General features: G+C 48.6%; 18 protein-coding genes. 10 read left to right on the top strand and 8 right to left on the bottom strand.

What is annotated here, in order from left to right; translation table 11 throughout:
* Positions 1-184: 184 nt before the first annotated feature.
* The 5 genes from CAN90_RS06015 to CAN90_RS06035 form a co-directional block, all read right to left on the bottom strand.
* Complete coding sequence (locus CAN90_RS06015; protein ID WP_085832946.1) at positions 185-1,171, bottom strand: ADP-ribosylglycohydrolase family protein; 987 nt, start codon at positions 1,169-1,171, stop codon at positions 185-187.
* Positions 1,172-1,199: 28 nt separating this feature from the next.
* Positions 1,200-2,723 (bottom strand): extracellular solute-binding protein, encoded by a 1,524-nt coding sequence (locus CAN90_RS06020; RefSeq protein ID WP_085832947.1) that lies wholly within the window; start codon positions 2,721-2,723, stop codon positions 1,200-1,202.
* Between the two features lie 61 nt (positions 2,724-2,784).
* Positions 2,785-3,681 carry a carbohydrate ABC transporter permease gene (locus CAN90_RS06025; protein ID WP_085832948.1) on the bottom strand — a complete coding sequence of 299 codons (897 nt, stop codon included), beginning with the start codon at positions 3,679-3,681 and terminating at the stop codon, positions 2,785-2,787.
* A 34-nt stretch (positions 3,682-3,715) separates the two neighbouring features.
* On the bottom strand, positions 3,716-4,645 hold the full coding sequence (locus CAN90_RS06030) for an ABC transporter permease (RefSeq protein WP_085832949.1): 930 nt from the start codon (positions 4,643-4,645) through the stop codon (positions 3,716-3,718).
* A gap of 353 nt (positions 4,646-4,998) precedes the next feature.
* On the bottom strand, positions 4,999-6,006 hold the full coding sequence (locus tag CAN90_RS06035) for a LacI family DNA-binding transcriptional regulator (RefSeq protein ID WP_085832950.1): 1,008 nt from the start codon (positions 6,004-6,006) through the stop codon (positions 4,999-5,001).
* A gap of 363 nt (positions 6,007-6,369) precedes the next feature.
* On the opposite strand from CAN90_RS06035, the gene CAN90_RS06040 reads away from it, so the two are divergent.
* The 4 genes from CAN90_RS06040 (at position 6,370) to CAN90_RS06055 (ending at position 11,157) form a co-directional block, all read left to right on the top strand.
* Positions 6,370-8,472 (top strand): ADP-ribosylglycohydrolase family protein, encoded by a 2,103-nt coding sequence (locus tag CAN90_RS06040; protein ID WP_085832951.1) that lies wholly within the window; start codon positions 6,370-6,372, stop codon positions 8,470-8,472.
* A 2-nt stretch (positions 8,473-8,474) separates the two neighbouring features.
* Entirely contained in the window at positions 8,475-9,851 is a 1,377-nt protein-coding gene (locus CAN90_RS06045; protein ID WP_085832952.1) for an acyclic terpene utilization AtuA family protein, read from the top strand.
* Positions 9,848-10,165: a DUF4387 domain-containing protein gene (locus CAN90_RS06050; RefSeq protein WP_085832953.1), complete on the top strand. Its 318-nt coding sequence runs from the start codon at positions 9,848-9,850 to the stop codon at positions 10,163-10,165. Before CAN90_RS06045 ends, CAN90_RS06050 begins: the two co-directional genes overlap by 4 nt.
* Before the next feature lie 92 nt (positions 10,166-10,257).
* Positions 10,258-11,157, top strand: coding sequence for a ribokinase (locus tag CAN90_RS06055; protein WP_085832954.1), 900 nt, complete (start codon positions 10,258-10,260; stop codon positions 11,155-11,157).
* A gap of 126 nt (positions 11,158-11,283) precedes the next feature.
* Here CAN90_RS06055 and CAN90_RS06060 read toward each other — a convergent pair whose 3' ends face one another.
* Together CAN90_RS06060 and CAN90_RS06065 are read right to left on the bottom strand one after the other, a co-directional pair.
* The gene (locus CAN90_RS06060) at positions 11,284-14,352 is read right to left on the bottom strand and encodes a hypothetical protein (protein WP_085832955.1); all 3,069 of its coding nucleotides are present in this window, start codon (positions 14,350-14,352) and stop codon (positions 11,284-11,286) included.
* 225 nt (positions 14,353-14,577) lie between these two features.
* Complete coding sequence (locus CAN90_RS06065; protein ID WP_085832956.1) at positions 14,578-15,087, bottom strand: metal-dependent transcriptional regulator; 510 nt, start codon at positions 15,085-15,087, stop codon at positions 14,578-14,580.
* A gap of 300 nt (positions 15,088-15,387) precedes the next feature.
* On the opposite strand from CAN90_RS06065, the gene CAN90_RS06070 reads away from it, so the two are divergent.
* Together CAN90_RS06070 and feoB are read left to right on the top strand one after the other, a co-directional pair.
* A complete protein-coding gene (locus CAN90_RS06070; protein WP_085832957.1) occupies positions 15,388-15,627 on the top strand; it encodes a FeoA family protein in 240 nt (79 codons plus the stop codon).
* 96 nt (positions 15,628-15,723) lie between these two features.
* Positions 15,724-17,877 carry a ferrous iron transport protein B gene (gene feoB, locus CAN90_RS06075; protein WP_085832958.1) on the top strand — a complete coding sequence of 718 codons (2,154 nt, stop codon included), beginning with the start codon at positions 15,724-15,726 and terminating at the stop codon, positions 17,875-17,877.
* A gap of 77 nt (positions 17,878-17,954) precedes the next feature.
* Here the strand turns inward: feoB and CAN90_RS06080 are convergent, their stop codons facing one another.
* Positions 17,955-18,512, bottom strand: a complete 558-nt coding sequence (locus CAN90_RS06080) for a DUF1003 domain-containing protein (protein ID WP_085832959.1) — start codon at positions 18,510-18,512, stop codon at positions 17,955-17,957.
* 185 nt (positions 18,513-18,697) lie between these two features.
* Here CAN90_RS06080 and CAN90_RS06085 point away from each other — a divergent pair, with 185 nt between their 5' ends.
* The 4 genes from CAN90_RS06085 (at position 18,698) to CAN90_RS06095 (ending at position 21,842) form a co-directional block, all read left to right on the top strand.
* The gene (locus CAN90_RS06085; RefSeq protein ID WP_085834299.1) at positions 18,698-19,516 is read left to right on the top strand and encodes a MerR family transcriptional regulator; all 819 of its coding nucleotides are present in this window, start codon (positions 18,698-18,700) and stop codon (positions 19,514-19,516) included.
* 259 nt (positions 19,517-19,775) lie between these two features.
* The gene (locus CAN90_RS06090) at positions 19,776-20,804 is read left to right on the top strand and encodes a TlpA family protein disulfide reductase (RefSeq protein ID WP_085832960.1); all 1,029 of its coding nucleotides are present in this window, start codon (positions 19,776-19,778) and stop codon (positions 20,802-20,804) included.
* A 32-nt stretch (positions 20,805-20,836) separates the two neighbouring features.
* Positions 20,837-20,989 carry a CD1871A family CXXC motif-containing protein gene (locus CAN90_RS13700; protein WP_187138310.1) on the top strand — a complete coding sequence of 51 codons (153 nt, stop codon included), beginning with the start codon at positions 20,837-20,839 and terminating at the stop codon, positions 20,987-20,989.
* Positions 20,982-21,842 carry a 4Fe-4S binding protein gene (locus CAN90_RS06095; RefSeq protein ID WP_085832961.1) on the top strand — a complete coding sequence of 287 codons (861 nt, stop codon included), beginning with the start codon at positions 20,982-20,984 and terminating at the stop codon, positions 21,840-21,842. The genes CAN90_RS13700 and CAN90_RS06095 overlap by 8 nt, the downstream gene beginning before the upstream one ends.
* The last annotated feature ends 45 nt before the right edge of the window (positions 21,843-21,887 follow it).

Below are 21,887 nucleotides of genomic sequence, written 5' to 3' on the forward strand. Positions count from 1 at the left end.
CCTTTCGGCTACTTTAATCAATTATTTGTTTCACTGTTCGGAATCACTTTTCAATGACATAGCTTCTTAGGCCATTGAAAGGGTGATAAAACACTCACTTTGCTGCCGTTTTGTTTTGAAAAGCCCAACGGTTTGTGGGTGAGAGTGCAGTTCTTATGTTCAGGGAACCAGAGAGGAATGTACCTTAACGAATGAGCTTGGCGAGCTCGCCGGCCATTTCTTTAATATCCAGTCCATTGGTAAATTGCAGGCAGGTTCCGGTAGGGTACCGTGTTTTTTCCACCCAATGGGGCGGGATAGAAGAAGCCCCGTACTTTGCGCCGAGAATCGCTCCGGCAACCGCACCAATCGTATCCGCATCACGGGCAAAGTTGGCTGCTAACACTACGCCTTCGCGAAAAGTTTCGTTGCGCATCCGTAAGCATGCAAAGGCGGAGGGAAGCGCTTCTGCCGTAGTGGCCCAGCTACTGGTGTAAAGCTCGTCGTGCAGAGGCATCCATGCATCCATAATAGAGCCGTTGGCATCATCAACAATCTCGAAAGCGCGGTTCATAGCACGGAAGAACCAAGATTCCTCGGGAATGACCTTCATCACTGCGCTAAAAATTTCGTCCATGGTTGCGTCGACCATGGCAAGAGATACCGCTACTGCCACAGCCTGCGCTCCCCAGATTCCATCTCGGTAATGGCTGACCGAAGCGTCTATTTCTGCCATGGCGCTGGCTCGTTCCGGGTCACCGGCGCAAATGATGCCTACCGGGCCAATCCGCATAGCCGAACCATCGCTCATATGGAATGCATTGTATTTTCCAGAAAACGGTGGGCGGATTCCTTTGCGCAAATTGTTGGCTGCCTCAATCTCACTGGCGCCGCCGCGCTTAAACTCATCCTGTACAGCCACGTCCTCAAGCCAGGCATCAACCACGATTTCACTGGTTAAGTTTCCGCTGCAGCCGATGAGAGTTTTCGCGGTAAGAAGTGCAAACTCCGTATCGTCCGTGCTCCAGGAAGCACCCTTGTTAAAGTCGGTGGTAATGCCATAGTTCGCACGATTTTCTGGTTTGCGTGCAGCGTCTCCCAACGAATCGCCGATTGCAAGGCCCGAAAGAGCCCCATACGCTTTGTCAAACGCTTTAGCCGGGTTACCGGCGAGTTCAGATCTTGTTATCATAAATCCTCCATCACTTGTTAGTGTTTCTTTATCCCAATTTTGTTTTCAGGTATTCCGCAAATTTGTCTCCTCCAGCCTTATTCCATTTCGTTACAAATTCATCAAAAGCAGAAATCGGCTTGGTTCCGCGAATAATATCGGCAGAATACTCATCATACAAAGATTTCATAGCGTCCCACTGCGGTGCCAGCTCTTCTGGAATCAGTACATTAACATCCTCCACATAATACTGGTTTGCCAAATCGAGAGAGCTTTGTGCCGCGTCGGTATAAACGGGGCGTGCCAGGGGCGGGTTGGGCTCGAACTTGTTTGTTGTAACCCAAATGCGGGACCACCACTCAGGATATTTGTCGGTAAAGACAATCTTCTCATTTTCAACTTTATAGTGCTTCCCTTCGATGCCGCACTTGTCGATGATACGACCCTCGGGGCTAGCCATAAACTCCAGAAATGCCCATGCTGCATTCTTATTTTTGCTTTCCGCATTCAAAGCAAAGCCGCGCTCTTCCTTTGTAACATCAACAGCTTGGAAGCCCTGCGCCACACCCTTTGCAGGGGGGAGAACCACAAGGTCGCTGCCGGTAGTGGAAGACATTTTGTTGTTATAAATCTGAATAACATCGCCAACGGTGCCAGAGATAATGCCGGCTTTGCCTTCATAGAATTTCTGTTCCAGCACATCCCAGGTGTTCGTCAGGTATTCCGAATCGAGCAGGCCTTCCTTGTATAGGGAAGCATAGAATTCTAGTTTTTTCTTTTCAGATTCCGTGGCTCTGGAGAAAGCCCAGCGGCCATCCTCTTTCACAAGCGTGGATTTCACGCCAAACGCCTGGTTGAAGAAGGCGTTGAGGCGACGCATATTGCCTTCCCCTGCGTTGTTGGAGTCATCGGCGGTAATCGCATACTTTACAAGGCCTTTTGCCTTCATCTCTGTAAACAGAGCGTGATAATTATCGATAGTTGGGTCTTTCACGAGCGCATCATAGCTGCTAAGCTTTGTAGTCAACTCTTTTTTCATCACCGGAACATAGGTGCGCGCCGGTGCCAACCAAAGAAGATAAGGGTAATTTTTTAAGCGAGACTGGTTGACGGGCAGCATGAGGTCTTTTACGTAAGTAGAGCTTTGAATATACGGTGTTAAATCCTCCAGCAACCCCTCCTGTGCAATAGGCAGGTCGCCGCCGCCCTGAAAATACACAATGTCTGCGTCAACATCGCCGGTGCGCATAGCAAGCGGCAAAGCGGTGGCGTAAGAGCCAGCCGGGGGTTCAACGAACTGAAGATCAATGTATTGACCGTGGCCTGCCATTTTTTTCTCGACCACATCACACAAGGCAATAACGTCTTCCTCTGTTGGCAATACATCCTTCACCAATACCTTTACCGTAACAGGAGCATCTTTGCTGCCAATGGCCGGCCAAACGTCGTTGCTTACGGTGGTTGACTGCGGCTGGGAGGTGGTGCCCGATTGTGTATTAGTGGTATTGCCGCAACCCGTAAAGGCTGTAGCCGCCATCGTCATGGCCAATAAAAGCGCAATTCTCTTTTTCATGATTCTCCTCCTAATGATTGTTTCTAATTCCCGGCAGTAGTTATAGGGATAATCGAAATGATTAGCCTTTCACCCCCCCTGCCATCACATCTTTCGTATAGTACTTTAGAACCAGTGGGAATAGCACGAGAATCGGGATAATCGCGATCACGATAACCGCATAAGACAATGCCATATAATCAATCTTTGCCAGCTCATTGTAGTTGAGCAGATTCTGCGCGCCAATTAGCGTGGTGGTGTCTCCCTCCACCAGGAACTTTCGCAGAACTACCTGTAGTACACTGTCTTTAAGCTTGCTGATGTAGACGCCGGAGCGAAGATACTCGTTCCAGCGAAGTACGGCATAGAACATGGTCAGCGTTGCAATACCGGACCGACACAAGGGCGTTGCAATGGAAAACAAGGTTCGTATATGGCCCGCACCGTCAATTTTGGCGGCTTCATAAATAGAAAGCGGGATTTCTTCAAAGTAACGCATCATGATGATTAGGTAATAAACGTTGACGGCAAGGGAGAGAATGACAGACCAGCGGCTGCCGATTAGCCCTAAGTCCTTTACCACGAAGTATTCCGGTACCAAACCGGGGTCAAACAGCATCATAATAATAAAGAAGATCATAAAAATCCGTTTGCCCACCAGGTTCGGCCGGGTTAGCACATAGGCCGCCGAAATGGTAAGAAGCATGTTTAGCACCGTACCCACCACAGTGATGAATATAGAGGTCATAAGAGAGGGCACCAATACGGGGTTACTTAAAATAATTTGGTAGTTAATGAGGCTGAACCCTTGTGGAATAATGTCGAGCCCTTTCATCATGGGGGAAAGAGAAGGAGAGGAGAAAGATTTTGCAACAATATGCAGCAACGGAATTAAAATGGTCAGAATAAACGAACCCATAATGAGGATCAAAATCAGCTGACCCACATGAAATTTTTTACGTAGCTTTGCTTGTTTCAATACAAACACCTCCAACAGAATGTACGCCCCGGTGTTACCATACGCCCTGCCCGGTCAAGCGTTTCGATGTGACATGGGTGAGCAGTACCAGAATAATTCCTACGCCGCCTTTAATCAGGCTCACTGCACAAGCCAGCGAGTATTGGCCGTTATCAAGACCAAGGCGATAAATATAAGTATCTAAAATATCAACCACACTGTTGACTGCCGGGTTCGTAAAGTTAAACACCTGGTCAAAGCCTGCCGTCATAAAGAACCCCAGGTTTAAAATAAACACGGTGGTCATGGGGATGATTAAAGCTGGCAGAATAATCGCCCGAATGGTCTGTGCGCGGTTTGCGCCATCCATATTTGCTGCTTCAAATAGGTCGGGGCTTATATTGATAATTGCGGTAAAGAAGATGATTGAATCCCAACCGAGGCTGCGCCATGCCTCCGAGAAGAAGAGCACCCATCGAATTGCTCCTTTGCTGGTCATAAAATCGTAGGGGTCTGCACCAAACCACCCAAACACCTGATTGACCGCACCGGTTGAAGGATTGAGGAACGAAATCCAAATACCTGCAATCACAACCCATGACAAAAGGTGAGGAAGATAAGACACAGCCTGAATCATGTTGCGTGCCCGGCGGCTTCGAATTTCATTTAGCAGGATGGCAAACAGAACGAAGAATGGGAATAACAGTATGTATTTCATGAAGCTGATAATCAGTGTGTTTTTCAAAATGTCGGTAAATGCAGACGTACTAAAAACCATATGAAAGTATTTGAGTCCTGCCCATTCCCACGGACCCCTAGCTTTGTAATTGAAGAAAGCCATACGCATGTTCCAGATTGGCCACACTCGAAAAATAATAAAATAGAGGATGGTCGGCGCAATGAGCACATACAAAATTTTGTCGGCACGCATTTGTTTCCAGGTTGCTTTCCATTGGTCACGGCGAGCCAGCTGTTGGTTGTTCATAAGAGAGCCTCCTTTAACCATAAATCGCAGCTGTAATGCTAATCTTCAATACAAAACAGTAAAATATGATTGCAATCTCTCCGTGGTTCCTGTAATGGGAGAATAATGTGCTTCACTTTTTGTCGAAGAATAGTCTTTTTTGTTAGGCGCAAAAGTGAATAATGATATGCAAAAGCAGTTTGGGAAACCGGTTAATCTAATAGATTTCATTATACAAGGTTTATTTTACACAAGCAATCGTTTTATAGCACAAAAATAAAGCGAATATAATATACAATTTACACGATAACACAAAAACGTGGTTGTAAACTGATATTATATCCGCTTTAATAATTGGGATTATTAGGAACCGGTTACCTTTTGGTAGTTTCTCGAAGAACTAGGGTAGGCTGAATCGTCATGTGGCGCATGCTTCCGATGGTACCGTTAATAATCGAAACCAGCATGGTGGCTGCCTGTTCTGCTGCTTCTCTACGTGGCTTTATTACGGTAGAAAGGGCAGGGTCATAGGTTTCAGAGATTTCAATTCCATCAAAACCGATGACTTCCACCTCGCTGGGTACAAGTTTGCCGGCTTCCTTCAATGCCTTTAGTGCGCCGATGGCGATCATATCGCTGCCTGAGAAAATGGCGGTAAAATCAAGCCCATCCTTTATCAGCTGTGTTACCGTATCTCTACCGTATTGCGCCGAGAATTCGCCAAACTGGACTAACCGCTTATCGATCGGAATTCCGGCTTCTTTCAAAGCCTGTTCATAAGCCCGATGCCGTTGAACAGCACCGGAAACGCCTGCATTCCCGTCCATATATAAAATACGGCGATTTCCAGTGGATAACAGCTGGCGCATGGCCTGCGTGGCTCCGTATTCGCTGTCACTAGCGATGCTGGCATCACATACATGGTGATCGAAATTGCGCCCCATTAGTACAAGGGGAATATTATATTTTGAAAACTGTGCCAAAAATGTGTCGTTCGAAACACCAGAGCAAAGGATAATCCCATCCACCCGTCTATCCACCATCGATAACAGGTGGTGTTTTTCCTTTTCTGGGTCAAAATCCGAATTGCCAAGATACATGGAATATCCGTTTTTATCCAGTATATCGCTGATTCCGCGCACCTGGGCTGGAAAAAAATGATTTAATATGTCCGGTACCACAACCCCGATTACTCCGGAGCAGGATGTAGCTACGCTGCGAGCCAGGGTGTTGGGGCGGTAGTTCAGTTCTTTTATGGTAGTAAGAACCCGCTTTTTGGTTTCTTCACCCACGCCGGTGGCTTTATTATTGATGACACGGGAAACGGTCGCTTTTGAAACTCCACAAATCGCCGCAATATCTGCAATACTGTACTTTTGCATGCTTTTCCCTCCAAACGGCCAAATCAGGCAAGCAAAACAGTTGCCGCCTGATGTTATTTAGTCCTATTATAAACAAATTAAGAAACAAAAAGCAAGCGGTTTCTTTTTTATCCCCTGTAATCACCCGATTTTTAAGGAGATTAACCATAGAATCATTGTATTTTTAGGGATAACGCCCCTTGAAAAGCCAGAAAAGAATGGGTATAATACAGAGTAACCGGTTGCTTAAAAGCGCGTCCTGTTTTCAAGGAACGCAACGTGAAAACGGCGATTTCTTCCCCACTTAAAGACACGGAACGAAATTAGCAGCTTTTTAAAGTGGCATTTACTATCCTAAGGTAAAACGATTGGGAGGCTACAAAAATGATCAAGGATTATCTTCAAAAGGTTTATTCCGGTTTTTTAGGGATGAACATCGGTATTCGGCTCGGTGCCCCTGTGGAACCAACCATTTGGACTTACGAGCGCATCCGAAATACATACGGAGACATTACAGATTATGTAAAGGACTTCAAGAATTTTGCGGCCGATGATGATGTAAACGGCCCGGTCTATTTTTTGAGAGCACTGAATGATGATGCTGTTGACAGACCCCTTGAGCCGCAGGATGTAGCAAGGGCGTGGCTCAATTACGCGCGTGAGGGTGTGGGCATGTTCTGGTGGGGTGGCTATGGCCGCAGTACCGAACACACGGCGTACCTGAACCTGAAAGCGGGTATTCCTGCTCCGCGTTCCGGTTCGATTCAGCAGAACGGCAAAACAATTGCAGAGCAAATTGGCGGGCAAATATTCATTGATACATGGGGGCTAGTCAACCCCTGCGAGCCGCACCGCGCGGCGGAATATGGTGCGGCAGCCGCCAGCGTTTCTCATGACGGCGAGGGCGTTTATGGTGCGCGCTTCTTCTGCGCCGCAATTGCAAAGGCTTTTGAAACCAGCGACATCCATGAGATTATGAATGCGGGATTTGCGGAAATTCCGGAAGACTCCTTGTATCGAAAGGTATCCGATGCGGTGCTGCGTTTTTACGCAGAGCATCCGGAGGACTGGAGAGCCTGCCATCAAATGCTGGTGGATGACTGGGGCTACGATAAGTACGGCGGAGTGTGCCATATTATTCCAAACGCCGGCGTGTGCATCCTCGCAATGGCATATGGGGAGGGCGATTTTGCGCGTACGGTTGAAATTGCAACCATGTGCGGGTGGGATACCGACTGCAACGCAGGAAACGTCGGCACCGTTCTTGGTGTGGCCTGCGGTATTGAGGGTCTGCCGGAGCGTTACCGCGGACCGATGAACGACGGCCTTGTGCTTTCTGGTATTTCCGGTTACCTGAACATTTTAGATGCTCCTACCTATTGTAAGGAGGTTGCTGCTCTGGGTTACCGTATTGCAGGAGAAGAGGTTCCCGCTGAAATCTGTGATTCTCATTGCCAGGGAGAGGTGCATTTTGATTTTGAATTGCCCGGTTCCACGCATAACATGCGTGTATCGGACCCATTCTTTTGCCGCACTTGGCATTCTACCGAGCAGGCAGCCAGTGGCACCGGTTCTTTAAAGGTTTTAGTAGACCGTATGGAGCGGGGGCATCAGTGCAAGCTGTTTTATAAGCCGTTCTACCGCCGCGACGATTTTTCAGATGAACGATACAGCCCTGTTTTCACACCGACCGTATACCCCGGCCAGACCGTTACCATGAAGCTGTATCTTGACCAGTGGAACGGCTGGGAGACCATCGGGATTGCGCCCTATGTGCGCACCACCAGCGACAAAAAAGACCACCTGCAGGGCTACATTAAGCTAGAACAGGGGAAATGGCTCGATATTTCTTTCCGTATTCCAGATATCGACGGCGATATGGTGGACGAAGTAGGAATCGTAATTGAGGGCTACTCTCCCGCAAAGTCCAAAACACTCGGTATGCTGTATCTGGATGATTTCTCGATCACCGGGAAGAGCGAGTATCGCATTGCCCTTGCGAAGCAGAAAACAGAGTTTGGCTGCGTAACACCATTCTCGTTCGACCACGGCGCGTGGGATCTTGACGCGGGCCAACTGCTTTTAATGCGCTGCGAGCCTGCCTTTGCCTATGCGGGCAATTACTATGCAAAGGATTATACGGTTACGGCTCCGATTACACCGCTCAACGGAGACACCCACTTGCTTACCATCCGTGCGCAGGGCGCCATGCGCGGCTATGCCGGCGGGCTTGCACCGGATGGAACAGTAAAGCTCTATAAAAACGATTTCGGCTACCGTGAGCTCAGTAGCACCACGTTCGAGTGGGAGCAGAATCAAACCTATGTGCTTTCTCTGAAAGCCATGGGGGATACGGTTACCCTCTTGGTCAACGGGAAAGAAATGCTTTCCGCCAAAGATGAAGCTTACCAATACGGCATGTTTGGCTGCGGTTCGCTGAACATTGGCCGCACCGCCTATGGAGATTTCACCGTGAAGGAGGAATAAACATGAGAGAGCTAAAACTACTTTCCCCTTGCGGAATTCTCGGCTATGGATTCCCAGAAAGCTCGTTTCTAAATGGAATGGCGATGAATCCAGATGCGATTGTGGTAGATGCGGGCAGTACAGACGCTGGCCCCCACAAGCTCGGGGCGGGGGTGGCGATTGTGAGCCGCCGCGCCTGCAAAAAAGATTTGGAAATTATGATTACAAACGGTGCTAAGGCCAACATTCCGGTGGTAATTGGTTCAGCCGGGGGAGCGGGTGGGCGCGTCCATGTGGAATGGACGCTGTCAATCATTGAGGAGATTCTCAATGAACATCATCTTCAGCACCGGAAGCTCGCTGTTATTTGGGCCGATATTGATAAAGAGGTCGTCTCGCAGCGCCTGAGCGAGGGGAAAGTTGACCCGCTCGGCCTTACCGTGGGTGAGCTCACCCAGGAGCGCATTGAGCAAACAACAGGAATAGTGGCGCAGATGGGCCATGAACCTATCGTGCGGGCGTTGGAACAGGGTGCGGACATCATCGTCTGTGGTCGTGCCTATGATCCCTCGCCGTTTGCCGCCGTGGCTGTATTCCATGGGTTCGATTTGGCCTATGGCTACCACGCGGGCAAAATTCTGGAATGCGCGGCTCTGTGCGCGCAGCCCGGCACTACCAAGGACTGCATGCTCGGCATCATCCGTGAGGACGGCTTTATTGTCACTCCGCTTTCCAAAGACCGGGTCTGCACCAAGACGTCTGTTGCGGCGCACACCTTTTATGAAAAAGATCATCCCTTCCTTTTGCACGGCCCCGGAATCGTGTTGAATCTGGAGCATTGTACCTTTACTGAGCTGGAGGATGGACGAAGCGTTTTTGTTACCGGTAGCCAGATTGAAAGCACCTCACCTTATCGCATTAAGCTGGAGGGGGCTATGCCTGTGGCATTCCGCACCTTTGTTGTGGCCGGTGTCCGCGACCCACTCCTGATTGGCCAGTTGGGAGAAGTGGAAGATAAAGTAAAAGCGCAGGTACGCGACTATTACGGGGATTTGGACGAAACGGAATATCAAATCAACTTTATCAACTACGGCATCAATGGCGTGATGGGAGAAATGGAGCCCTGCCAAGATCTCCCCCACGAGGTGGGTGTCGTATTTGAGGTGATTGCCAAAACGCAGGAGCTGGCAGATACCGTTTGCTCCTCGGTGCGCTCTACTTTTCTGCATTACGGGTACGAGGGGCGCAAATCAACGGCGGGGAATCTGGCGTTTCCGTTTGCTCCCAGCGACATTCCCTTTGGCCGGGTGTACGAGTTTTCTCTGTACCATCTGATGGATGTGCGGGATGGGGAAGAGATGTTCCCCATGGAAGAATGGACAGGAGGCGGCGAACGATGAAGAAACGACTGTATGAATGCGCGAAGGTGCTGCGCTCCAAAAACAGCGGACCTTTCGAGATTACGTTAGACTGCCTGTTCGACGATGCGAAAATATATCGAAAAATTGAAGAAAGCGGAATTATTACTCGTGCGCTCGTTGCGCAGCTCTATCACATTCCTGAAAGTCTGATTACCAACATTGTGTTTTTTGACCCGGCGCTCGGGTTTAAAATAACATTTGCTCGCCGGATTTCGTCGGGTACTTGCTTTGATAGAGACGTTTATGGCGCACAGCAGCATGCACCACTCATGGAATTAATTGTGGATGTTTGAACCACTGTTTCAAATCCATCCAAAGGATGTCATTCATCCATCCAATATGAGCATATGTAAGCTGCGTTTGATACAAATTAGGAGGAGACCGAATGAAAATACTGAACTTCGGTTCGCTCAATATTGATTTTGTCTATTCAGTGGAGCACATTGTAAGTCCCGGTGAAACGATTTCTTCTTCTCAGTTGAACGTTTACCCCGGCGGGAAGGGCTTAAACCAGTCGGTTGCCCTTGCTCGCGGCGGTGCATCCGTTTTTCACGCCGGTATGCTGGGGGAAGACGGTGGAATGTTGCGGAAAACCTGTGAAGAGAATCATGTAGATATTTCACTTCTCCGCACCGTGGAGGAGCGAAGCGGGAACGCGATTATTCAGGTTAGCGCAAAAGGGCAGAATAGCATTGTTCTGTTTGGTGGAGCCAACCGAAAGAACGACAAAGAATATATCGATGAAGTACTTTCTCATTTTGAAGAGGGCGACTTGCTTTTACTGCAAAATGAAATAAATCTGCTCGATTACCTGATAGAACTCGCAGCGCAGCGGAAAATGAAAATTGCTTTGAATCCTTCGCCATATGATGAAGCAGTAGAATGCTGTGACCTTAGTAAGATTCATTGGCTGCTGTTAAATGAGGTAGAAGGTTACCAGATTACAGGGGAACAGAAGCCGGATGCCATACTAGGGCAGATTCAAAAGCGGTATCCGCAGCTTCACACGGTTTTGACTCTTGGAAAAAATGGCGTAATATATCAGGCTGATCTCCAGCGGTTCACCCACGGTATTTACAACGTACCCGTAGTGGATACTACCGCTGCCGGAGATACCTTTACCGGTTATTTCTTTGCCGGAATTGCAAGGGGAGATTCACCTCAGGAATGCCTGCGAGTTGCATCGATTGCGTCGTCTCTGACAGTTTCCCGCAAAGGTGCCATACCTTCCATCCCGTGGCGGGATGAGGTGCTAGGGGCGGATTTGCCTCTTGCAGCGCCTTAATTACCCGGCTTATGGCATGGGTTATCATAGCTTTATAAATTTTTACTTTAATATAAAAATAGGCTAGTAAAAAACCTTCTGCTAATTTGCAGAAGGTTTTTTATCTTTATTTTACCACCGTATGATTCAAGTGATAGCGAGAGATGCATTTATAATAGCGAGGAGGCTAGCTTCGCCTGTAGTGGCACTCGTTGTTAACGTTGCAACCAAAAAAAAGAGTGTTGATTCATTTATTAATATAGCAGGGTCCATAACCGTGGTCATTGTCATACTGTCGCCTAATACTAGTGTGCTTGCAAGTGGAAAAACGATACGAACACCCGTAGCTGTAAAAGTATTGCTGGGTGGACTGGATGCATACACCTCTAGCGTAATCGCGGCCCCATCTCCAACTGTAGTATCTTGAAAACAAGCAAAGAATGCAGACATTGAAAGAATAGAGCCATCACGTGGTGCTGATACCGATATAGCCAAAGTTGATACCTCGTCTGGGCTTAGTATCAGTGTTGTTGAGGTGAGATTTGAATTAGTAAAAGAATAGTCCGAAGTACCGATAATAGCTGGAATTCCTGCGTCTCCAGTTACATCCGATTTTAGTTCCAATGCTGCACGGCTTGTAAAAGCTAGTATGGCATTACCGGGAGCAATAGGTCCAGTTGGTCCGGTGGGACCAGTAGGCCCAGTGGCACCAATTGAGCCGTCCGCGCCAGTGGGGCCAGTAGGCCCAGTTGCACCAATTGAGCCGTCCGCGCCAGTGGGGCCAGTAGGCCCAGTTGCACCAATTGAGCCGTCCGCGCCAGTGGGGCCAGTAGGCCCAGTTGCACCAATCGCACCGTCAGCGCCGGTGGGGCCGGTAGGCCCAGTCGCACCAATCCCACCGTCCGCGCCAGTGGGACCGGTAGGCCCGGTGGCACCAATTGAGCCATCAGCGCCTGTGGGGCCAGTAGGCCCAGTTGCACCAATTGAGCCATCAGCGCCAGTGGGACCAGTAGGCCCGGTGGCACCAATTGAGCCGTCAGCGCCAGTGGGACCAGTAGGCCCGGTGGCACCAATTGAGCCGTCAGCGCCAGTGGGGCCAGTAAGCCCGGTTGCTCCAATCGCACCGTCCGCGCCAGTGGGACCGGTAGGCCCGGTTGCACCAATTGAGCCATCAGCGCCAGTGGGACCGGTTGATCCAGTCGCTCCAGTTACGCCGTCCGCGCCAGTGGGACCAGTAGGCCCGGTGGCACCAATTGAGCCGTCAGCGCCAGTGGGGCCGGTAGGTCCGGTTGCACCAATCGCACCGTCCGCGCCAGTGGGTCCGGTAGGCCCGGTTGCACCAATTGAGCCATCAGCGCCAGTGGGGCCGGTAGGCCCGGTTGCACCAATTGAGCCATCAGCGCCAGTGGGACCGGTAGGCCCGGTGGCACCAATTGAGCCATCAGCGCCAGTGGGACCGGTAGGCCCAGTTACTCCAATTGCGCCGTCTGCGCCAGTGGGGCCGGTCGGTCCAGTTGCTCCTGTCGTACCGTCAGCGCCAGTGGGACCGGTAGGCCCAGTCGCACCAATCGCACCGTCACCGCCGGAGAGACCAGTAGGCCCGGTTGCTCCAGTTACGCCGTCTGCACCGGTAGGTCCAGTCGCTCCAATCGCACCGTCAGCGCCAGTGGGACCGGTAGGCCCAGTCGCACCAATCGCACCGTCAGCGCCAGTGGGACCGGTAGGCCCGGTGGCACCAATTGAGCCATCAGCGCCTGTGGGACCGGTAGGTCCAGTCGCTCCAGTTACGCCGTCTGCACCGGTGGGACCGGTAGGTCCAGTCACTCCAGTTACGCCGTCAGCGCCAGTGGGGCCAGTAGGCCCAGTGGTTCCAATTGAGCCATCAGCGCCAGTGGGACCGGTAGGCCCGGTGGCACCAATCGCACCGTCAGTGCCAGTGGGACCGGTAGGCCCGGTTGCACCAATCGCGCCGTCTGCGCCAGTGGGACCGGTAGGCCCGGTGGCACCAATTGAGCCATCAGCGCCTGTGGGGCCAGTAGGCCCAGTTGCACCAATTGAGCCATCAGCGCCAGTGGGACCGGTAGGCCCGGTTGCACCAATCTCGCCATCAGCGCCAGTGGGACCGGTAGGCCCAGTCGCACCAATTGAGCCATCAGCGCCAGTGGGGCCGGTAGGCCCAGTGGCTCCAATCGCGCCGTCTGCGCCAGTGGGACCGGTAGGCCCGGTGGCACCAATTGAGCCATCAGCGCCTGTGGGGCCAGTAGGCCCAGTTGCACCAATTGAGCCATCAGCGCCAGTGGGACCGGTAGGCCCGGTTGCACCAATTGAGCCATCAGCGCCAGTGGGACCAGTAGGTCCAGTCACTCCAGTTACGCCGTCAGCGCCAGTGGCACCGGTAGGTCCGGTTGCACCAATCGCACCGTCAGCGCCAGTGGGGCCGGTAGGCCCAGTCGCACCAATTGCGCCGTCTGCGCCAGTGGGACCGGTAGGCCCGGTGGCTCCAATCGCGCCGTCTGCGCCAGTGGGACCGGTAGGCCCGGTTGCACCAATTGAGCCATCAGCGCCTGTGGGGCCAGTAAGCCCGGTTGCTCCAATCGCTCCGTCCGCGCCAGTGGGACCGGTAGGCCCAGTGGCGCCAATTGCGCCGTCCGCGCCGGTGGGACCGGTAGGTCCGGTGGCTCCAATCGCGCCGTCAGCGCCAGTGGGACCGGTAGGTCCGGTTGCACCTATCGCACCGTCCGCGCCAGTGGGTCCGGTAGGCCCAGAGGGGCCAGTATCTCCGGTTCTACCGGTGGGCCCGATTGAACTTGGGTTATCAGAGGTAATTACTAATGTACCTTGCAAAGAAGTTTGTGTTGGCAAATATATTTTATGATAGCTGGAATTAATCAAGGATATGGTGGTTGGCACAACGGGTACAAAAATAATACCTACCCCAGATACTTCTCCTGTTTTTAACGGAGAATTGCCTATTAATGGAGATCCTCCTCTTGAAGAGACGATAGAAAAAGAAGTACCTTCTGCTGAGGCAGAGGATTGTGTTGCAATCCACCAGTTTACAAGGTATCTTCCTGTTTCCAAAAAGGTGATTTCACCCGTTGAGCTATTATAATTTATATCTCCGTACGAATAAAGTAATCTATCAAATACCACTCTTGCCCCTACGTCGATAGGAGTAGCTGATGTTAGTTCTACATGTAACTCGGCATTTGCCATCCTGGCTTTCTCCTTTCATTAGAACATCATATTTATATTATGCTGTCCTAAATTCAGGCGTACCCAGTGCATCACTATTCTATGGGCTTTTCAAAATATGTTTGTACTTTTTAAACCTTACTTTGTAAAACCGTTTGCCCGCATTAAGTCAATTTGTTTCTAAACAGTGGGTCACACTGCAAATGAAAAGCCACCAGCTTATAGCCCGGTGGCTTTTTATTTAACTCAGTTTTGTTCTTCTTTATTAAGGTCGATACGAGATTTTTTTTGGTAGTCTATAAACTGCTTTTGTATCTCTGTGTGCTCCTGAAAAAATCGGTTGAGCAGGTCAATATCTAACACTGTAGATGGACTTAGGGTATGCTCAATCAGTTCGGTTTCTTCCAAAGCGTTTGAACTGCCTAATATGTTTAAAAAGGTTTCAATTGTGCGGTGCCGCTCCAAAAGGTATTCTCCCATTTTTTGCCCTTGCTCAGTGAGCAGTATTACTTCGTAACGGTCATATTTTAAATAACCGAGTGTAGCAAGTTTAGAAATCATTTTCGACGCGGAGGACGGCTTCACATTCAGCAGTTCCGAAAGCTGCCCCACACGCAGATAATGATTTTCAAGATAAAGGCGGTACGCCATCTCGAGGTAATCTTCCAGTGCAGGGGTCAGCAGTTGACCATCCTGCTGGCTGGCAAGCTGGTATCCTCTTACGGTTCTAAAATCAGAATTGCTGCTGTTGTTCATAGAATCAAACCCTTAATCGTATTTTCTTATTCATAAGAATGAGATAAATCTTTTTTAAAATAAATATAGGGGTACTCCCCTACCGTGGGCAGGGGAGTACAGCGCTGCTTTTTTCTTCGCAATAGTACAGTATATTCGTAACACAATTGATTTAGGCATCATATATTAGCGCAGGGAAACAATTTTGCCCCACACTGACTCGGCCGAAGAAGTGGCCTGACTCAAATATAAGTATGAAGAGCAGTTTTTAAGGCTGCTTTTATGCTAGAGCCTTAGCCTGTTTTAGGAGGAACTAAATTCATGAACTGCAACCAAATTACACTTGACCGGCTGCCAGTAGGCAGTAAGGCAAATGTTGCTATGCTCACTTCAGATGGAATTACAAGACGGCGTATGCTTGACCTAGGTGTAATTAACGGAACTGAAATAGAGCCGTTATATCGGAGTCCTTCCGGCAATCCGGTAGCCTACCTCATCCGCGGTGCTGTCATTGCACTACGCTCCGACGTTTCGGAGAAAATTGTCGTTTCTGTATCTTAAATGAAGCGGGATACGGGAAGCACGGTGCCAGCGGCTTAGTATCTGCGGCAACAACCTGCTTCCTGTACCGCCAAATTTTTTTGGGAGGATTTTTGAATGGGATTAACGAACGCATCTACGGGAGCGGGCGTACTGAGCCACTGCGGTCTACATATTGAAAAGGAGACCGAACAGGATAAGGTAATTGCGCTCGCGGGAAATCCGAATGTTGGGAAAAGCACCGTTTTCAACGGTTTAACCGGTATGAATCAGCATACCGGCAACTGGCCGGGGAAAACGGTTGCCAATGCACAAGGGAAATATCAACACCATGGAACCAATTACATTATGGTGGATATTCCCGGAACGTACTCGCTGATTGCCAATTCTGCGGAGGAAGAAGTCGCACGGGATTTCATCTGCTTTGGTGGTGCCGATGCGGTAGTAGTTGTAGCAGATGCTACCTGCTTAGAGCGCAACCTGAATTTGGTATTGCAAACGATGGAGATTACCGAACACGTTATACTTTGCGTGAATCTATTAGATGAAGCAAAAAAGAAGAAAATAAAAATCAATTTGAAAGAACTCTCCGAACAATTGGGGATTCCGGTTGTGGGTATGAGTGCAAGGTCAGGTAAAGGTTTTCAGGAATTGATGGATACCATAGAGGCACTTACGCAGACGAAGGAAATTCCATCCCCTTTACGCATTCGTTACAGTGATGAGATGGAGAATGCCATTTCACTTATCGAACCAGATGTAGATAAAGTCCTACAAGGTGCGGTAAACAGCCGTTGGGTGGCACTGCAACTGTTAGATAACGACGATAGTCTGCTTTCTTCCATGAAAAACTACCTTGGCTTTAACCTGCTAGAGCGGGAGGAAATAGTAGAGAAAGTAACACAGGCGAAAGAGGCGTTAGCGAATGTCGGAATACCGCAGGAGGAATTTCGCGATGAAGTGGTGATTCGAATCGTTCGAACCTGCGAGGAAATCAGCCGCGAGACGGTGCGATTTGAAGAAGAAAAATATGCCGAGCGCGACCGCCAGATTGACCGTATCTTAACCTCGAAAATAACCGGAATTCCCATTATGCTGGCAATGCTGTTCGGTATTTTTTGGATTACGATTAGCGGCGCAAACGTTCCGTCTGCATTTCTCTCTAAAGCGTTGTTCTCTTTGGAACAGCCATTGGTGAATCTTTTTGTTTGGCTATCGGCTCCTGACTGGCTTCGTGGGATTGTAGTAGATGGCGTTTTTCGAACATTGGCTTGGGTTATTTCTGTCATGCTGCCACCTATGGCCATCTTTTTTCCGCTGTTCACCTTATTGGAGGACTCTGGTTATCTACCACGCATTGCGTTTAACCTTGACCACTTTTTCTGCAAAGCGCAGGCACACGGCAAACAAGCGCTCACAATGTGCATGGGTTTTGGTTGCAATGCCTGCGGCGTGATTGGCTGCCGCATCATCGATTCTCCACGCGAACGCCTTATTGCGATTCTTACCAATAACTTTGTTCCGTGCAATGGGCGGTTCCCAACACTTATTGCAATTATAACAATGTTCTTTGCCGGTGCAATCGGCGGGGCATTTGAGTCTGTTGTATCTACCTTAATTCTCACCGCTGTGATTGTTCTGGGCGTATTTATGACACTCATGATTTCACGCCTGCTTTCCAAAACCATATTAAAGGGATTACCATCCTCCTTTAATCTAGAGCTTCCGCCTTACCGCCGCCCGCAAATTGGCAAGGTAATTGTGCGTTCTATTTTTGACCGTACTCTATTTGTTCTTGGGCGTGCCATTGTAGTCGCTGCGCCGGCAGGGCTGGTAATATGGGTTCTAGCCAATATTACCGTTGGAGAGATGAGCATTCTGGCCCATTGCGCCGCGTTCCTCGACCCGTTTGCCAGACTAATGGGTCTAGACGGCTACATTTTAATGGCGTTTATATTGGGCTTCCCGGCAAATGAGATTGTAGTGCCCATTCTCATCATGAGCTATATGGCTACCGGAACACTAACAGAGCTTGAAAACCTCTCGGAGCTGCGGAATCTGCTGGTGGCCAACGGCTGGACTTGGCTGACGGCGGTTTGCTCCATGCTATTCTGCCTAATGCATTGGCCTTGTGGCACAACGTGCCTAACGATAAGTAAAGAAACACAGAGCCTAAAATGGACCTTTGCGTCCTTTGCCATACCTACCGTTACGGGAATTGCATTGTGTATGTTTGTAGCGGGTACCGTTCGTCTCTTCGGTCTGGTGTAATAAAAAACAGCTCAGTCGCAATCGCGACTGAGCTGTTTTTTTATGCTTTAACATGTGCATGGTCAAGATTTATATTCTTATTGCTTTGGCTCCTGCTCGTTTTGCTGTTGTAGATGGAGCAGGAGTTCTTTTATTTCTTTGAGTTCCCCCTCCATATGGTGCAAATGCCGCTGCATGTCATCTATTTCTTTTTCGGCCTTGTAATTAATCGCAAAATCGATGATGGATTCATGCTTATCTCTCGCCGCTTGGCGGTTTTGGCTCATCATAATAAGAGGAGCCTGAAAAGCAGCAATAAATGATAAAATTAAATTGAGTAAAATAAAAGGTTTGGGGTCAAAGTGATACGGCAAAAATGGCAAAATATTAATGAGCATCCATAATACCAAAAAAACGCCAAACAGAATAATGAACGTCCAGCTTCCTCCAAAGGCAGCCACTTTGTCCGCAATACGGTCAGAGCGTTTTGTGTTTGTTTCGTATTCCTCATCCAGCCGGGAAGCAATCTTCTGCTCGTAATTGTCGACCAACCGGTCAATTCGCGATACCTTTTCTTTATTTAGCTTAATATCAAAGCCCTGAATGTCGGATGCGTTCTCAAATTGCTGCATGTTACCCTGTATTTTCTTTTGCATAGTATCACCCCATAGAATTCTTTTGTGTGAAACAGCTGGTATTTATTTTACTTATTATACCATTCCCGTACAAGAGATAAAATCGGAATCCATAAATAAGCTGAAAAAACAGTTGACTCTCACACTATGAGATGCTTTATACTATGTATGAGCTCAAAAAAACACATATATGTGAGGGAACCATCATGCTGAAAATAGGCGATTTCTCAAGGCTGTCCAGAATCAGTATCCGCATGCTGCGGCATTACGATGAAATTGGTTTGCTCATGCCGCAAAGCATCGACTCCTCCACAGGCTACCGGTATTACAATGAAGCACAGCTTGTAACAGCCAACCGAATTCAGGCTTTAAAAGAGATGGGCTTCGGGCTTTCGGTTATCGCTGAAATAATGAAAACGTATCAAGATTCGGCGGCGTTTGTGCAGTATCTTCTTTTAAAAAAGGCTGAAATTCTGGAAGAGGAGAAGAAGGTCAGCAGGCAGCTACTGCTGCTGGATTCAGCAATTAAGCGACTTGGAAAGGATGAAAATGCAATGGAATACACGGTAGTATGTAAAGAATTGCCCGAAAGATATGTTGCGAGCTTGCGGAAGGTGATCCCCGCTTATGACAAAGAGGGAATCTTATGGGAACTGTTAGGTAAAGAATTAGCAGCCCAAAAAGTACAGCAAACAAACGACAGAAACGCTCTTGCCATCTTCCATGACAAAGAGCATATGGATGCCAACCCGGATGTAGAGATTCAAATCTCAGTAAAGGGAACCTACCAGAGCACGGAACAGGTTGTGTTTAAAACCGTACCTGCTATGGAATTTGCCTCCGCAACATTTCAGGGAGGGTACGAACAAATTCGTGAGGTGAACCAAGAGGTAGCTAATTGGATTAGGGATAATGGATATGATTTTGCAGGCCCCATGTTTAGCATATACCATGTAAGTCCCTCTGAATCGCAAAATCCGGATGAATGGATAACGGAAATGTGCTTCCCGATTCACAAGAAATAATGCAAAAAGTACCGCCTGTTTTCAGGCGGTACTTTTTTAAAATATTAAATTTATACCAGATTTTGGAATAAAAAATAATTAGCCTTACCCGCAGGTATTTTCTTACCGGAAAAATCATGGTAATATAGGGCTATCACCTTTCAATTGTGGAATAACTGTACTTGGTGTCTTACAATTTTAAAAATGCGTGTGAAACCGTTGGTTTGCGCAAATGGTGTGACTGTAATATTCATCTAGCTTAGAAAAGGGGAAATAAGTTATGTTAAAAAGAGGGATGATTTTCATTGTGGCAGCTGCGGTTTTCCTTTTTGTACTCGCTGCCTGTGATTCTGCTAAGCCTCCTCAAAAAGCAGAATCTTATACGACGTATACAGACCCAATTATGGGCATTAGTATTAATTTGCCGCAGCAAGAGCTTACCAGCCGCACCATTTCGTACACCCAGTTAGACCTTAGTAAAAAAACGGGAGAGTATCTTCCCAAAGAGGGTACGTCTCTGGTCTTTCAGCCAGATAAAGCTGCGGTACCACTATTTGTGCTTCAGTATTACGATGAGAACTCTTGGGATGCTTGGGTGAAAAAGGGCTTAAATGCAGATAAAATTACTGGCATGGCCAATACAGAAGAGGTTGGGCGTAAGGGTGGCGTAATATATGTTTATGCAGCGCCCCAGCCGAACGCAACCGGTATGGATGATGACACGAAAAAAGAGTACGAACGTGTGTTAACGCTGCTGCCAACCATACGCCAGAGCATTGCCCTTATGTACCGGGAAGCCGCAGATACCGGTACGTTCCCAAGCTTTTCAACGACCGATTTAAACGGGAATGCAGTAAGCAGTGAATCGTTTGCAAAATACCGGCTCACGATGGTGAACTTTTGGGGAACCTTCTGTGGCCCCTGCATAGAGGAAATGCCAGACTTAGAAAAGTTAAATAAAAGCATGCCGGAGGGAACCCGGTTGGTAGGTATAGTAACCGATGTTTCTGGCGATGAAAATAAAGAAACGGCGAAACAGATAATTGCCAAAGCAGGCGCAACTTATGAAAACTGGCTGCCGGATGAGGCTTTGCTGGAATATATGGATAGCCATGTGTCCGGTGTTCCCACAACGCTGTTTATAGATAGCAACGGCCAAATTGTTGGGGAAGCCGTTGTTGGCAAGCGCAATGCAGAAAAATACCAGGAAGAGTTGGAGGCGCGCCTAAGCACCCTGTTGGCACCCGAAAGTTCTCGCTCTCAGTCTGAGCCGGAGAGTGCGGAAAGCAGTGAGCTTACCGCACCGTAAAGATGAATTATAGTTGAAAGGGGTGGCAACCCATGGAGCGTGTAAATCAGAATCCTCGTATTTTGCGTTGGGGAATTGCCGCCGCGGCAGTTGTGATGATGGCGGCCGGCTTATGGAATGGAGAGAATCGAACTGTTCTGACAAAAGCGGTACAAATATGTTTGGAGTGCATTGGAATTGGATAAGAGAACGTGGGTGCAGGCGCTTGTTACCTTTACAACCAACTCAAATGTACAAGGCTTTCTACAAGGTAGAATCTATAAAGGAAAGCTGAAGAATGCGTGCGTGCCGGGGCTGAATTGTTATTCCTGCCCGGGTGCCCTTGGCTCTTGCCCTATTGGTGCAATGCAGGCGGTAGAGGGGAGTACTCGCTACGGCATTTCAATGTATATTCTGGGCTTTCTGGTTTTTGTGGGCATTCTTTTGGGTCGCTTTGTGTGCGGCTGGCTGTGCCCGTTTGGCTGGTTTCAGGAATTGCTGCATCGCATTCCTACTCCTAAGAAAAAAGTAGCGAAAAAGGTGAATGCGGTACTAAAATGGCTAAAATATGTAATTTTACTTTTCTTTGTCATTCTTCTTCCCATTCTAACCGTGAATGCGTTTGGGATTTCGACTCCTTATTTTTGCAAATATATATGCCCGGCTGGAACACTGGAGGGCGGTATCCCATTGCTTTTGACCAATACTTCATTGCGCAGTGCAGTTGGTTTTCTGTTTGGGTGGAAGATGCTGATTCTAATTGCTGTCATACTGGCATCTATTCTTATTTTTCGCCCGTTCTGCCGTTATTTGTGCCCATTGGGTGCGTTTTACTCGCTATTTAATCCCATCAGTTTTTACCGATATTCCGTGGATGAAGAGAAGTGTACCCAGTGCGGAAAATGTGCAAAAGCCTGTAAAATGGACATAACCGCATTTCAAACGCCGAATTCGCTGGAATGTATTCGTTGTGGAGACTGCATAAAGGCTTGCCCGGAGCAAGCGATTCATTGTGGCTTTCAAAATAATTCGGTTGGCAAAAAGCAGGTGCTAAAGTAAGTTCTTGCATCGTTTGGTTGCTTTCATCTAGTTCTATGAATAGTG

It is taken from the genome of Clostridium merdae (assembly GCF_900176635.1).
In the GTDB taxonomy this organism is placed as follows: Bacteria; Bacillota; Clostridia; order Oscillospirales; family Acutalibacteraceae; genus Faecalispora; species Faecalispora merdae.